The sequence below is a fragment of the Brevibacterium sp. BRM-1 genome, from assembly GCF_026802075.1.
Classification (GTDB): Bacteria; Actinomycetota; Actinomycetes; order Actinomycetales; family Brevibacteriaceae; genus Brevibacterium; species Brevibacterium rongguiense.
The window spans coordinates 2,582,142-2,595,647 of sequence record NZ_CP113788.1; the positions used below are offsets into that span (position 1 = coordinate 2,582,142).

Annotated in this window: 12 protein-coding genes; 7 read left to right on the top strand and 5 right to left on the bottom strand. The window is 72.5% G+C overall.

All coding sequences use genetic code 11. The annotated features are described in order from the left end of the window. The first annotated feature begins 11 nt into the window (after positions 1–11). The 6 genes from BRM1_RS11370 (at position 12) to BRM1_RS11395 (ending at position 6,197) form a co-directional block, all read left to right on the top strand. The gene (locus BRM1_RS11370; RefSeq protein WP_268526048.1) at positions 12–851 is read left to right on the top strand and encodes an SDR family NAD(P)-dependent oxidoreductase; all 840 of its coding nucleotides are present in this window, start codon (positions 12–14) and stop codon (positions 849–851) included. A gap of 318 nt (positions 852–1,169) precedes the next feature. Then, positions 1,170–1,742 carry an orotate phosphoribosyltransferase gene (pyrE, locus tag BRM1_RS11375; protein WP_160952212.1) on the top strand — a complete coding sequence of 191 codons (573 nt, stop codon included), beginning with the start codon at positions 1,170–1,172 and terminating at the stop codon, positions 1,740–1,742. Positions 1,743–1,884: 142 nt separating this feature from the next. Continuing rightward, the gene (locus BRM1_RS11380; RefSeq protein ID WP_268526050.1) at positions 1,885–2,751 is read left to right on the top strand and encodes an ABC transporter ATP-binding protein; all 867 of its coding nucleotides are present in this window, start codon (positions 1,885–1,887) and stop codon (positions 2,749–2,751) included. Position 2,752: 1 nt separating this feature from the next. Then, on the top strand, positions 2,753–4,327 hold the full coding sequence (locus tag BRM1_RS11385; RefSeq protein WP_268526053.1) for an ABC transporter permease: 1,575 nt from the start codon (positions 2,753–2,755) through the stop codon (positions 4,325–4,327). Beyond that, complete coding sequence (locus BRM1_RS11390; RefSeq protein ID WP_442864278.1) at positions 4,324–5,019, top strand: TrmH family RNA methyltransferase; 696 nt, start codon at positions 4,324–4,326, stop codon at positions 5,017–5,019. The genes BRM1_RS11385 and BRM1_RS11390 overlap by 4 nt, the downstream gene beginning before the upstream one ends. Before the next feature lie 110 nt (positions 5,020–5,129). After that, complete coding sequence (locus tag BRM1_RS11395) at positions 5,130–6,197, top strand: LppM family (lipo)protein (protein ID WP_268526057.1); 1,068 nt, start codon at positions 5,130–5,132, stop codon at positions 6,195–6,197. Between the two features lie 72 nt (positions 6,198–6,269). Here BRM1_RS11395 and BRM1_RS11400 read toward each other — a convergent pair whose 3' ends face one another. The 5 genes from BRM1_RS11400 to BRM1_RS11420 all read right to left on the bottom strand — a co-directional run bounded on the left by BRM1_RS11400 (position 6,270) and on the right by BRM1_RS11420 (position 12,243). Continuing rightward, on the bottom strand, positions 6,270–7,286 hold the full coding sequence (locus BRM1_RS11400; RefSeq protein WP_268526059.1) for an NADP-dependent oxidoreductase: 1,017 nt from the start codon (positions 7,284–7,286) through the stop codon (positions 6,270–6,272). A gap of 184 nt (positions 7,287–7,470) precedes the next feature. Then, positions 7,471–8,628: an acyl-CoA dehydrogenase family protein gene (locus tag BRM1_RS11405; RefSeq protein WP_268526061.1), complete on the bottom strand. Its 1,158-nt coding sequence runs from the start codon at positions 8,626–8,628 to the stop codon at positions 7,471–7,473. Positions 8,629–8,654: 26 nt separating this feature from the next. After that, on the bottom strand, positions 8,655–9,848 hold the full coding sequence (locus BRM1_RS11410; protein ID WP_160952218.1) for an acyl-CoA dehydrogenase family protein: 1,194 nt from the start codon (positions 9,846–9,848) through the stop codon (positions 8,655–8,657). Positions 9,849–9,958: 110 nt separating this feature from the next. Then, positions 9,959–10,882, bottom strand: coding sequence for a PfkB family carbohydrate kinase (locus BRM1_RS11415; RefSeq protein WP_268526064.1), 924 nt, complete (start codon positions 10,880–10,882; stop codon positions 9,959–9,961). A gap of 44 nt (positions 10,883–10,926) precedes the next feature. After that, positions 10,927–12,243, bottom strand: coding sequence for an MFS transporter (locus BRM1_RS11420; RefSeq protein WP_268526066.1), 1,317 nt, complete (start codon positions 12,241–12,243; stop codon positions 10,927–10,929). Between the two features lie 137 nt (positions 12,244–12,380). Here BRM1_RS11420 and fbaA point away from each other — a divergent pair, with 137 nt between their 5' ends. Next, positions 12,381–13,403 (top strand): class II fructose-bisphosphate aldolase, encoded by a 1,023-nt coding sequence (gene fbaA, locus BRM1_RS11425; protein WP_268526068.1) that lies wholly within the window; start codon positions 12,381–12,383, stop codon positions 13,401–13,403. The last annotated feature ends 103 nt before the right edge of the window (positions 13,404–13,506 follow it).

Here is a 13,506-nt window from a genome sequence, read left to right on the forward strand (position 1 = left end):
ACGCTGGGCCCATGGACACAGCCCCCAAGGACACAGAGCCCCTGGACACGGCCGCGCCGCGCGAGACGGCCCCGCGCGCGCTCATCACCGGTTCGACGAGCGGGATCGGCGCCGCATTCTCCGCGCAGCTCGCCCAGGAGGGCTATGACCTCGTGCTCGTCGCCCGCGGCGCTCAGCGGCTCGAGGCGCAGGCCGCGCAGCTGCGCGAGCGCTGGGGGATCGGCGCCTCGGCGGTGCCCGCCGACCTGGCGACCGAGGCGGGCATCGCCGCCGTCGCGGAGGTCATCGACGCCGAGCGGATCGACGTGCTCGTCAACAACGCGGGCTACGGGCTGGCGAGCTCCGCGCTCGAGACCCCGGTGGCCGAGCTCGCCGCGATGTCGACGGTGCTCCTGCGCGCCGTGCAGGTGCTCTCGTGGCATGCGGCCCGGCGGATGCTCGACCGCGGGCGCGGCGGCATCGTCACCGTCACCTCGCTGGCAGCGCTCACGACCATGGGGGAGTACGCGGCGGACAAGGCGGCCGCCACCGTCTTCACCGAGAGCCTCGCCGCGGAGCTCGCGGGCACCCCGGTCACCGCCACGGCGGTGCTGCCGGGCTTCGTCGCCACGCAGTTCCACGCGGCCATGGGCGCGCAGCGGCCCACCTTCCCGCGGCTCGCGTGGCTGCGTCCCGAGCAGGTGGCGCGCGAGGCGCTGGCCGCCGCGCGCCGCGGGGCCGTGACCTGCGTGCCCGGCGCCCAGTACCGGGTCCTCGCGGCGGTTGCCCCGCTGGTGCCCCGGCCGCTCGTGCGCTGGGCCAGCGCCGGCTTCGGATTCGACCGCGCCGCGCGCGCCGCCCCGGTCTCATAAGCGGCAGGGGCGCCTGCTGCTCCGCGGTGCTCGCACGGGCAAGGGCGCCCTGTGCAATCCCCGCCCTGGCGGGCCGCAGGGAGCCCTGTCCGGCCGTCGGACGTGACGGAAACGTGACGCTGCAGACTTGTCCGATTATTGAGATGGGCCGTAGGATAGGGGCATCCGTCCGGTGGGGATCGGGCGGATAATGGGCGTATGGGGATGCGTCCAGGTACTCGAGGGGAGTGCCGCGAGGCCCGAGTGCAGCGTTCGCGCCGCTCGGGCCTCTTCCCATTCCCCCGCGCGCTGCCCGCAGGGGCCCCATAGGATTGGCCCATGGCTTCATCATCTCCCGCGCAGACCCGTGCCGCGCTGCTGGCCCTCATCGACGAACTCGCCGTGGTCCGTGGTGCGGTCACCCTGTCCTCCGGCAGGCAGGCCGACTACTACCTGGATCTGCGCCGCATCACCCTCGACCACCGCTCGGCCCCGCTCGTGGGCGACCTCGTCCTCGACGTGCTCGAAGAGGCGGGGCTGCTGGCCGAGGTCTCGGCCGTGGGCGGGCTGACGATGGGCGCCGATCCCGTCGGCACGGCCGCCATGCAGCGCTCCGTGCTGCGCGGCGCCCCCGTCGACGCCTTCGTCGTGCGCAAGGAGGCCAAGAAGCACGGCATGGGCCGCCGCGTCGAGGGCCCTGACGTCGCCGGGCGCAAGGTCGTCGCCGTCGAGGACACCTCGACGACCGGCGGCTCCGTCCTCACCGCCGTCCAGGCGCTGCGCGAGGCCGGGGCGGAGGTGGTGGCCGTCGTCGTCGTCATGGACCGCAGCACCGGCGCCAAGGAGCGCGTGGAGGCCGAGGGGATCCCCTACCTGGCCGCGCTCACCACGGCAGACCTCGGCCTGGACTGAGGCGGGCGCCCGGCCGCGCGCCGTTTCGCGGCGACTGGGAGTCGCCCCAGAGTGCGCCGGTTGCGCGGGCCGGGATTGGACCAGCGGCCCCCCGCGCGACAGACTGGGAGGCGCGCTCAATCCGCTACGCGAAGGACGATCAGTGCTCGACATCTCCCATCTGACGGTGAAGTCCGGTTCGAAGACCTGGCTCGACGACGTCTCGCTGACCGCCGCCGCGCGCCGCATCACCGGCGTCGTGGGCCCCCGCGGCTCCGGCAAGACCGAGCTGGCCCGCGCCATCATGGGCCTCATCGAGCCCGCCGCGGGCACGATCTCGCTCGAGGGCGAGGAGCTGGGCTTCGGCGATCGCCAGAACTTCGGCTACCTCCCGGCCGAGCGCGGCGGCTACCCGAACATGAAGGTCCTCGACCAGATCGTGTTCTTCGCCCGCCTCCACGGCATGACGATGGGCGCCGCCGAGCGCAACGCGATCACGCTGCTCGCGCGCCTCGACCTCTCCGACCGCGGCTACGCCCCGCTCTCGCAGCTCAGCGGCACCGAGGCCGCGCGCGTCGACATCGCCGCGCTGCTCGCCGCCGATCCGGATGTCGTCGTCCTCGACGAGCCGTTCGACGGCCTCGACGCCGTGAGCGCCGAGCTCGTCTTCGACCTGCTGCGCGACCACGCCGACTCCGGGGTGCCGGTCCTCTTCACCACGGACCGTTGGGAGCTCGCCCAGTCCGCCGCGGACGACTTCGCGATCCTCAGCCACGGCACGATCGCCGAGGCGGGCACCCTGGCCCAGCTGCAGCGCGGCGGGGTGGAGTGCCGGGCGGAGTTCGAATCGGACGCGCGGGCCAAGAAGGCCGCCGCGCAGATTCCCAGCGCCCGCGCCGAGGGCGCGCACGTGGCGTTCCCGGCGGCCGATGCGGCCGCCGCCGCCGCGCTCATCGCACGCCAGTCCGGTGTGCTCAGCTTCGAAACCACAGGCCCTGACCTGGCAGAACTCTTCAAGGAGCGGGTGTAACTTGACCGACCGCACGAATGACAGCCAGCGCAAGCCCGGCCGTCCCAAGCGCTCGCAGGATCCCGCGGACATCGGCGCGGCCGGTCCGGGCCGGTCCGACGACGACACCGTCGTCGACGAGCCGGGTGTGCAGGCCGACGCGGCCGCCGACCGCGCGGCGGCCGATGGGCCCCATGACGAGGAGATCGAGATCGTCGAGTACTCGGAGGATGTGCCCTTCGAGCTGCGTGAGGAGGCGCCCGCTGCCGGCCGCGAGCCCAAGACGGGTCTCGTCGCCGAGTTCCGCGAGCTGAGCGGCCGACAGGCCGCCTGGCTCGTGTCGAACCGGGAGACGGGCGTCGTCTCCCGCAGCCCCCTGTTCTACGTGACCGCGCTCGTCATCGGCCTGGCCGTGATCGCCGGGCTCATCATCGGCGTGGGCCAGAAGTCCGACCCGCAGGGCGGTGACACCACGCTTGCGACCGTGGGCGCGGGCGACCAGGCCGCCATGATCGAGCAGCAGCTGGGCATCAAGGTCCAGGATGTGCAGTCGGTCGAGGAGGCGCAGAAGCTCGTGCGCGAGCACCGAGTGGACGCCGCCTACGTCTCCGATCCCACCGGCCAGGGCGAGGCCACGCTCATCGCGCTCAACTCCGAGCCCACGGCGGTGATGGAGAAGCTGCAGCCGAAGATGAACGTCACCTACCTCGAGCAGCCGGCCGTCAAGGCCGAGGTGGCCGTCCCGCTCGCCTGGGCGATGGGCGGGCTCGCCCTCGCTGCGATCCTCACGCTGGGCGCCGCCCTGTACGGCAACCTGCGCACCGAGCGCAGGAATCGGATCACCGAGATCCTCGCCGCCACGATCTCGCCGCGCGCCGCGGCGTGGGGGCGCGTGTGGGGCCTGACGGTGCTCAGCCTGGGCTACCTCGTCATCGCGGCGGGCGTTGCGCTGCTGGGGATGTCGATCATCGGCGAGACCGATCTCGCCGTGGCGATGCTGCCGGGCCTGGGCTGGTTCGCAGGCCTCTACCTGTGCACGGTCTTCCTGTCGCTGGCCCTCTTCCTGTGGGCCGGCACGCTGACCGGCAAGCGCGCGGCGCGCTTCCTCCTCGGGCTGACCGTCGTGCTCGCGGTGGCCGGAGTGCTCGTGCCCATGGTCTTCGCGAAGTCCGCCGAAGTGCTGCGCATCCTCTCCTACATTCCGTTCGCCTCCACCGTGGCGATGCCGCTGCGCATCTTCGCGAACCAGGCGCAGTGGTGGGAGGCGCTCATCGCCGTGGCGATCGCGCTGGTCGCCGGGCTCATCGTCTTCGCCGCGGCCGCCGCGGCCTACCGGGCGAACCTGCTGCGCGGTACGGGCCGGGCGGGCAGGGCCGTCACGGCGAAGAAGGCGCGCAAGGCCAAGGCCGGCGACGCGAAGAACGGCGCTGCCAAGGCGGACGCGGCTCCCGCGGATGCCGCCGAGGACGAGAGCGCCACGGCGGAGGACGCGGACGCCAAGACCAAGACGAAGACCAAGGCGAAGGCGAAGCCCAGTGCGGGCGGCACCTCGGCGGCCGCGAAGGGCGCGAAGCCCAGTGCCGCCGCGGACGAGTGACCGCAGCGCAACCCGGGACATCGGGCGCCTCCGCAGCCGCGGGGGCGCCCGATTCCGCTGCCGGGACCAAAGACGCTGCGCCGGTGGGCGTGGGGCCGTGGGAGGGCGCCTGGCCGGACGATGAGCGCTACGATCCGCAGCTGCTGGCGCACGGGGACCGCCGCAACGTGGTGGACGGCTACCGCTACTGGCGCCTCGAGGCGATCGTCGCGGACCTCGACACGCGGCGCCACGGTTTCCACGTGGCGGTGGAGAACTGGCAGCACGACTTCAACATCGGCTCCGTGGTGCGCACCGCCAACGCCTTCAACGCGGGCAGCGTGCACATCGTGGGCCGCAGGCGCTGGAACCGCCGCGGCGCCATGGTCACCGACCGCTACCAGCACCTCGAGCACCACGCGGACCTCGCGGGACTCGCCGACTGGTGCCGCGCCCGGGGCCTGCCGCTCATCGGCGTCGACAACTTCCCCGACTCCGTGCCCCTGGAGACGTACGCACTCCCGCGCGAGTGCGTGCTGCTCTTCGGCCAGGAGGGCCCGGGGCTGAGCCCCGAGGCCCATGCCGCCTGCACCGCCGTCCTGTCGATCGAGCAGTTCGGCTCGACCCGGTCCATGAACGCGGCCGCGGCGGCCGCGATCGCGATGCACGCCTGGGTGCGCCGCTGGGAGTTCGGGCAGGCGGCCTCCGGCTGAGAGGGCGGCGGCACTGTCGTTTTGCCGAGTTTCGGCATAGCGTGGAGCCCAGCACGGACCGTTTCCGCGCCGCGCCAGCGGTGCCGCACGTCACCAGGAGGGCCCTTCCCATGACAACCGCAGTCCCCGCAGCCACGCGCCGGCCGGTCACGAAGCTGGCGGCAGGAGCGCTGCTGCTCCTGCTGGCCCTCGTGCTGACCGGGTGCGGGAAGTTCACCGGCGACCTCGACGTCGAAGCCGATGCCACGCTGAGCGGCAAGTACACGATCCTGTTCGACCGCTCGGTGATCGAGGCCTACGGGCAGTCGGCGGACACCTCCGCCGAGAAGCTGCGCCAGGAGGTCGCGAAGGACACGGTCAAGGGCCTCAAGGGCAAGGTCATCGAGGACGGGCAGTCGGTGGGGGTCGAGGTCACCATGGACCACGTCCAGCCCAGCGACATCGGCACGAGCGGCATCGCGCCGGAGATCCAGAAGAACGGCAACGCGCTGACGTTCCACATGAAGAACCCCCTGGCAGCGGCCGGCGGCATGGGCGGCGTCGGCTCCTCGTCGTCCGCCGGCGCGAGCATGGGCGGGGCGGTGAAGGACCAGATCGACGAGGCGAAGCTCAAGCTCTCCTTCCCCGGCAAGGTCGAGAGCGCGCCGGGTGCGGACGTCAGCGGGAAGTCCGCGACGTGGGACCTCAAGACGTTCGACGGCGATGAGCTCAGCGCGACGGCGAAGGCCTCGGGCTTCTCGTGGTGGATCCTCTTCCTCATCGGCGGCATCGTGCTCGTCGCGATCATCGCGCTCGTCGTCATCCTCATGATCGCCCGCGGGCGGAAGAAGAAGCGCGGCCAGGCCGCCGCCCCGGGCGCCTACGGCCCAGGTGCGGCCGGTGGCTACGGCGCACCCGCCGCCGGTGGGGGCTTCCCCGGCGCCCAGCAGTACGGCTCGCAGCCGGGCTACGGCCAGGGCGCCCAGCCCGGTGGCTACCCGCAGCAGCCGGGCGGCTATGGCCAGCAGGGCACGGGCCAGCCCGGTTATGGCGGCCAGGGCGCGCAGCCCGGCTACGGCCAGAACCCCGGCGCCCAGCCCGGGTATGGCAGCGCCCAGCCCGGCTACGGCCAGCAGCCGGGAGACCAAGGGTGGAACCAGGGCTGGAACCAGGGCGGCCAGGGCCCCTCGGGAGCCTGAGGCACCCGCCCAGCCGCCCCGCGATGCACGACGGCGCCGAGCCTGGCTCGGCGCCGTCGTGCTGTGCGGGCCTCAGTCGGCCACGCGCACGATCGTCTTGCCGAAGTTCCTGCCCTCGAGCATGCCGATGAACGTCTCCGGCGTGCGCTCGAAGCCGTCCGTGATGTCCTCGAGGTACGTCACCTTGCCGTCGTGGACCCACTGGCCCATCTCCGTGAGGAACTGGCGCTCCATGCTCGCGACGAACTCGGTCTGGATGAAGCCGCGGATCGTGAGGCTCTTCGTGAGGATGAGGCCCATGAGCCGCTCGGCGGAGCCGGCAGGGCTGGGGTCGGCGGCTCCGTTGTAGGTGGCGACGAGGCCGCAGACGGGCACGCGGGCGTACGTGTTCAGACGCGGTTTGACGGCCTCCCAGACGGGTCCGCCCACGTTCTCGAAGTAGACGTCGATGCCGTCCGGCGCCGCGGCCTTGAGCGCCCCGCGCAGGTCGTCGCCGCGGTGGTCGAGGGCCGCGTCGAAGCCGAACTCGCGCAGCTGGGCGACCTTCCTCTCACCGCCGGCGATCCCGATTGTGCGCGCGCCCTTGATCTTCGCGATCTGCCCCACGGCCGAGCCCACGGGGCCGGTGGCAGCGGCCACGGCGACGGTCTCACCGGGCTGCGGGTCGCCGATGCGCAGGAGGCCCGAGTACGCAGTGAACCCGGGCATGCCCAGTACGCCCAGGGCCGTGGTGACGGGCAGGTAGTCCGGGTCGAGGACGCGCAGCTGATCCGCGGCCTGCACGCTGTAGGTCTGCCAGCCGCCGTAGGCCAGCACGATGTCGCCCTGGGCGACCGCGTCGGAGTTCGTCTCCACCACCTCGGCGACGGTGGCGCCCACCATGACCTGCCCGAGCTCGACGGGCTTGGCATAGGACTTCGCATCGCTCATCCGCCCGCGCATGTACGGGTCGAGCGAGAGGTAGAGGGTGCGCAGCAGCGCCTCGCCCTCGCCCGGAGTGGGCACCGGTGCCTCGTCCAGGGCGAAGTCGTCCGGGGTGGGCGCGCCCTCGGGGCGCTTGGCGAGCAGATAGCGCTGGTTCATCGTCATGGGGTACTCCTCGGAAGTCGGTTCGTGTGGCTGCGACCCTACGCGCATCGGCTGGCAGCGGGCTCCGCGGGGCAGGGCGCGGGCGCCCAGACACGGCAGCCGCCGCGCAGACACGGCAGGGGCCGCGGGGTTGGCTCCCCGCGGCCCCTGCCGCACCGCGCTCGGGTGAGCGCCGCTCAGTTCCTCACACGTCCATGGCGCTGGGCTCGATGAGCCCGCCGAGGGCCGCGAGCTCCTGCGTGACGCCGTCCTGGTCGTCGAACGTGCGCGGGATGACGGTCAGCCGCTTGGCGTAGTGGCCGATCGGGTACTCCATCGTCATGCCGATGCCGCCGTGGAGCTGGATGGACTCCTGGCTGATCTCGTGCGCGGCCTGGTCGATGACGAGCTTGGCGGCGAGGATGTCGCGGTGGCGGTCCTTGCCGGCCTCGGAGGCCGCCCCGTCGCCCTCGGCGCCGGTGATCGCGAGCTTGGCGTAGAGCGCCATGCTCTTCGCGCCCTCGAGCGTGGCGTAGGCATCCGCGGCGCGGTGCTGGAGCGCCTGGTTGCGGCCGATCGGCGCGCCGAACTGCTCGCGGGTCTTCAGGTAGTCCGCGGTCATCATGAGCGAGGCCTCCATGGCGCCCACGGCCTCGGCGGCCAGGGCCGCGTTGGCGGTGTCGATGACGGCCTGGATCGCCGCCGTCGCATCGCCGGAGCCCAGGCGCTGCGCCTGGGCGCCGTCGAACAGGACGCTGCCGGTGCGCAGGCCGTCGGCCTGGACGCGGGGGCTCACGGTCACGCCCCCGGCGCCGGCCTCGACGAGGAACAGGCCCACGCCGGAGTCGGTGGCGGCGGAGACGACGAAGAGGTCGGCGTCCGGGGCGCCCAGCACGGCGGTCTTCTCGCCGGTGATGGTGGCGCCGTCACCGGACTCGGCGGCCTTCGTGGCCGGGGCGCTGAGCTCGTAGCGGCCGGCCGGCTCGTAGCCGGCGAAGGCCAGGAGCCTCTCGCCGGAGACGATGCCCGGGAGGATGTCCTTCTTCTGCGCATCGCTGCCAGCGGCGGCGACGAGGCCGCCGCCCAGCACGACGGTGGAGAGGTAGGGCTCGAGCACGAGTGCCTTGCCGAACTCCTCCATGACGACGGCGACCTCGGCGAAGCCCATGCCCGCGCCGTCGTACTCCTCCGCGAACGGCAGGCTGAGCAGGCCCAGCTCCGCGTACTGGTTCCACATGTCGCGGCTGAAGCCCTGCTCGGAGGCGAGCAGCGCATCGCGGGCCTCGGCGTTGTACTTGGTGCGCAGCAGTCGGCGGACGGTCGAGCCGAGCTCGCGCTGGACGTCGTTGAGTTCAAGATCCATGGTTCTCTCCTCAGTTCCTCAGAAGCTCACAGGCCCAGGATGGCCTTGCTGATGATGCCGCGCTGGATCTCCGAGGCGCCGCCGTAGATGCTGACCTTGCGGTAGTTGAAGTAGGTGCGCAGCGCGTCCACGGCCGCCGGGGGCAGGTCCGTGAAGCCGCCGGGCAGGCGGGCGTCGTCGACGAAGTCGAGGCCCTGGGGGCCCAGCACGTCGACGAGGAGCTCCGTGATGTCCTGCTGGAGCTGCGAGCCGCGCAGCTTGAGGACCGAGGAGCGGGGGTCCGGCTTCTCCGAGCCCGCCACCTGGGTGGAGAGCATGCGCAGCTGGGTGAACTCGAGCGCGGTGAGCTCCGCCTCGACCTTCGTCAGGCGCGCGGAGAACAGCGGATCGTCCAGCAGGGTGCCGCGGGCGGTCTTCGTCGTCGCGGCGTAGGCCTTGACGCGGGCCAGGTTGACCTTGGACTGGCCGATGCGGGCGATGCCGGTGCGCTCGTTGCCCAGCAGGAACTTCGCGTACGTCCAGCCCTTGTTCTCCTCGCCCACGAGGTTCTCCACGGGGACCTCGACGTTGTCGAAGAAGACCTCGTTGACCTCGTGGCCGCCGTCGATGAGCTCGATGGGGCGCACCGTGACGCCCGGGGACTTCATGTCGATGAGGAGGAACGAGATGCCCGCCTGCTTCTTCACGTCCGGGTCCGTGCGCACGAGCATGAAGATCCAGTCGCCGTACTGGCCCAGGGTCGTCCACGTCTTCTGGCCGTTGACGATGTAGTGATCGCCCTTCTTCACGGCCGTGGTCTTGAGCGAGGCGAGGTCCGAGCCGGCGTTGGGCTCGGAGAAGCCCTGCGACCACCAGATGTCGATGTTCGCGGTCTTGGGCAGGAACCGCTCCTTGATCTCCTGGCTGCCGAACGTCGCGATGACGGGGCCCACCATGGAGGCGTTGAACGGCAGGGGAGAGGGCACGTTGGCCAGCTGCATCTCCTCGAGCCAGATGTGGCGCTGCACCGGCGTCCAGTCCTGGCCGCCCCACTCGACGGGCCAGTTGGGCACGGCGTAGCCGTGCTTGTTGAGGATCTGCTGCGTCGTGACGATGTCGTCCTTCGACAGCTCCTGGCCGGTGGCGTTGCGGAACCGGATGTCCTCCGGGATCTCGGTGCGGTAGAACTCGCGCATCTTCTCCGCGAACTCGAGCTCTTCTGGGCTCAGCAGATTGTCCATGATCTCCCTCGATCGTTCGTTCAGTGAAGGGTTCATTCCGAGTGTAGAGCGTACGGGCGGTAAGGGGAAACAGCCGCGGCCCCTGCCTGTGCGCCCGTTCCCAGCGGCGCTCAGCCGGGCAGCTGGGACCGGGTGGGCAGGTCCGCCCCCGCCCGGGCGACGGTGAGGGCCGCGCACGCGGTGGCCCGCTCAAGCGCCGCCGTGAACGCGCCCGCCGCCGAGGCGCCCGCCGGCCTCCGGAGTCCGCCGCCCCCCACTCCCAGCAGGCCGGCGTCGGCGAGGCCGGAGAGCAAGCCGGCCATGAACGAGTCCCCGGCGCCCACGGTGTCCGCGACCGCCACGGGCCGCGCGGGCAGCGCAGTGGGCTCACCGCCCGGCAGGCACGCGAGTGCCCCGCGGGCGCCCAGCGTGGCGATCGCCAGCACCGGGCCCCTGCCGGCCCAATCGGCCAGCGCCCGGTCGACGGGCACGCCCGGGTAGAGGTGGGCGAGGTCCTCGTCGCTGGCCTTGACGACGTCGGCCAGCGCGACGATCTCCTCACAGCGCGCGCGGGCCGCCGCGCGGTCGGCCAGCAGGTCCGGGCGGATGTTCGGGTCGAAGCTGATGGAGGCTGCGTCCCTGCGGGCGCGCAGGAGCGCGAGCACCGCGTCGGCCCCCGGTGCGAGCTGGGCGGCCAGCGAGCCGGTGTGGATGTGGTCGGCGGCCGGCGCTGCGGTTGCGTCGAGGCGCCATTCGAGGTCGAACGCGTAGTCCGCGGCGCCGGCGGCATTCAGGCGGGCGTGCGCGGTCGAGGTCCGCGCGATCGCCCCGAGCGAGGCGCCCAGGCCCACACCGCTCGCGGCCAGGTGCGCGGCGATGCGCTCGGCGCGGGCATCGGCGCCGAGCGCGCACGCGAGCTCGACGCGGTGGCCCAGGCGCCCGAGCCCGAGCGCGACGTTGGCGGGGCTGCCCCCGGGGTGCTCGGCGCGCGCGCCGTCGGCGGTCTCGACGATGTCGATGAGCGCCTCGCCGATGACGAGGAAGCGGGGATCCATGGCCCGATTGTCCCCCGCCCCCGGCCCGGGGCGCCCGGCTGGGCTCACCGCGCGCCCGCCCGCGGCACCCACCGCATGAGCACGAGACCGGCGGCCAGCACGAGCACGATCCCCAGCGCCCCGGCGCGCTGGAAGCCGAAGAGGGTGATGAACAGCGCGAAGCACGTGGGCCCCAGGAAGCTGACCGCGCGCCCGGTCGTCGCGTAGAGCCCGAAGTCCTCCCCGGCACGCTCCGGCGGGGTGATGCGGGCCAGGTAGGACCGGGAGGACGCGTTGACCGGCCCGACGAACAGGCACAGCCACATGGCGCACACCCAGAACAGCGCCTGGGAGTCGCCGAAGGCGATGGGCAGGCCACCGGCGATGAGGCACACGAGGCCGGTGAGGATGACCGCGCGCGGGCCGAACCGGTCGTCGAACCAGCCCGAGGCCAGGCAGCCCAGCCTGGCCACGAGGTTCGCCGCGACGCCTAAGTAGATGACCTGGGAGGCGGAGAACCCGTACGAGCCGGCCGCCAGCACGCCGGCCACGGAGAAGATCGTCGTGAGGCCGTCGCGGTAGACGGCAGCGGCGGCGAAGAACATGAGCGTGGGCCGGTCCTCGCGCCACAGGGCGACGATCCGCTCGACGACGAGCCGGAAGCTCTCCAGCCATGAGCCGAGCCCGGCACGCGAGCGGATCCGGGCCCCCGCCTCGGGCGCGGTGGGCGCGCTGCGGTCCCTGGGGGCCAGGAAGACGATGGGCAGCGCGAAGAGCAGGAACCACGCGCCGGAGGCCGCGGCGACGATCCGGTAGCGCAGCCCGCCGGCGTCCACGGCGCCGAAGAGCCCCACCTCCGGGCGGATGAAGGCGAAGAGGGCGAACACGAGCATCGCCAGGCCGCCCAGGTAGCCCAGGCCCCAGCCCAGCCCGGAGATCCGGCCGGTGTTGGCTGGGGTGGCGAGGCGGGTGAGCAGGCCGTTGTAGGAGACCTCCGCGAGGGTGTAGAAGATGCTCGCCGCGCCCAGCAGGACGAGGCCGGGCCACAGGAAGGCCGGCTCGTCGCGGATGAAGAACATGCACAGCACGCACGCCACGACGAGGCCCGTGTTGATGGCCAGCCAGCGGCGGTGGTGGCCGCCGGCGTCCGCCCGAGTGCCCGCCGCCGGGGCGATGATCGCCACGAGCGCGCCGGCGATCCCCATCGCCCAGCCCAGCTGGGCGGCCCCGGCGTCCTTGTCCGCCGCGACCGCGGAGGTGAGGTAGGGCGCGAAGACGAACGTGACGACGACCGCGGAGTACGCGGAGCCGCCCCAGTCCCACAGCGCCCACGCCATGATGGTGCGCCGGCGGGTGCGCGGCAGTGCGGACGCCTCTGTCATAGGGGCACTCTATGGGCTTGCGCGGGCTGGCGCGCCACCAGCGGTGATGGAAGTATGGGAGGCACGAACCCCGCGCCCGCCGCGCGGCGGACCCAAGCGCCGCGCAGCCGGGGGCCACAGGCCGTCGAAGGAGAGCCATGCCCGTCGCAAGCCCGGAGCAGTACGCCCAGATGATCGACCGCGCCAAGGAGCGCGGCTTCGCCTACCCCGCCATCAACGTGACCTCGTCCCAGACGATCAACGCGGCCCTGCGCGGCTTCGCCGAGGCCGGCTCGGACGGCATCCTCCAGCTCTCGTTCGGCGGCGCCGAATACGCCTCCGGCTCCACCGTCAAGGACCGCATCACCGGGTCCGTGGCGCTGGCCGAATTCGCCCGCACGGTCGCGCAGAACTACCCCGTCACGGTGGGGCTGCACACCGACCACGCGCAGCAGGACAAGGTCGAGGACTGGGTCAAGCCCCTCATCGCGCTCAGCCGCGAGCGGGTGGAGCGCGGCGAGGACCCGCTGTTCAACTCGCACATGTGGGACGGCTCCGCGATCGAGGTGCCGGAGAACCTCGACATCGCCGCCGAGCTCCTCGAGCTCACCCACGCCGCCAAGCAGATCCTCGAGATCGAGGTGGGCGCCGTGGGCGGCGAGGAGGACGGCGTCACCGGCGAGATCAACGACAAGCTCTACACGACCGCGGCCGACGGCCTGGCGACGGTGGAGAAGCTGGGCCTGGGGGAGAAGGGCCGCTACATGACGGCGCTGACGTTCGGCAACGTCCACGGCTCCTACAAGCCCGGTCACGTGAAGCTGCGCCCGGAGATCCTCCAGGAGATCCAGGACGAGGTGGGCGCGAAGGTGGGCCGCGAGCGCCCGTTCGACCTCGTCTTCCACGGCGGCTCCGGTTCGACGGCCGAGGAGATCGCGGCGGCCGTGTCCTACGGCGTCATCAAGATGAACATCGACACTGACACGCAGTACGCGTTCACCCGCCCCGTGGCCGACCACATGTTCCGCGACTACGACGGGGTCCTCAAGGTCGACGGCGAGGTGGGCAACAAGAAGGCCTACGACCCGCGCGCCTGGGGCAAGGCCGCCGAGGCGGGCATGGCCCAGCGCATCGTCGAGGCCTGCCAGCGCCTGGGCTCCGCGGGCCAGAGCGAGGGCTGAGCCGAGGCCGGAGCGGGGGCCGCCCCGCGCCTCGGCGGCGGGACGGCCCCCGTAGCCGGCGACGGAGCGGGCCCCCTGGCCGGGGCGGGCCGGGGCACCCGTC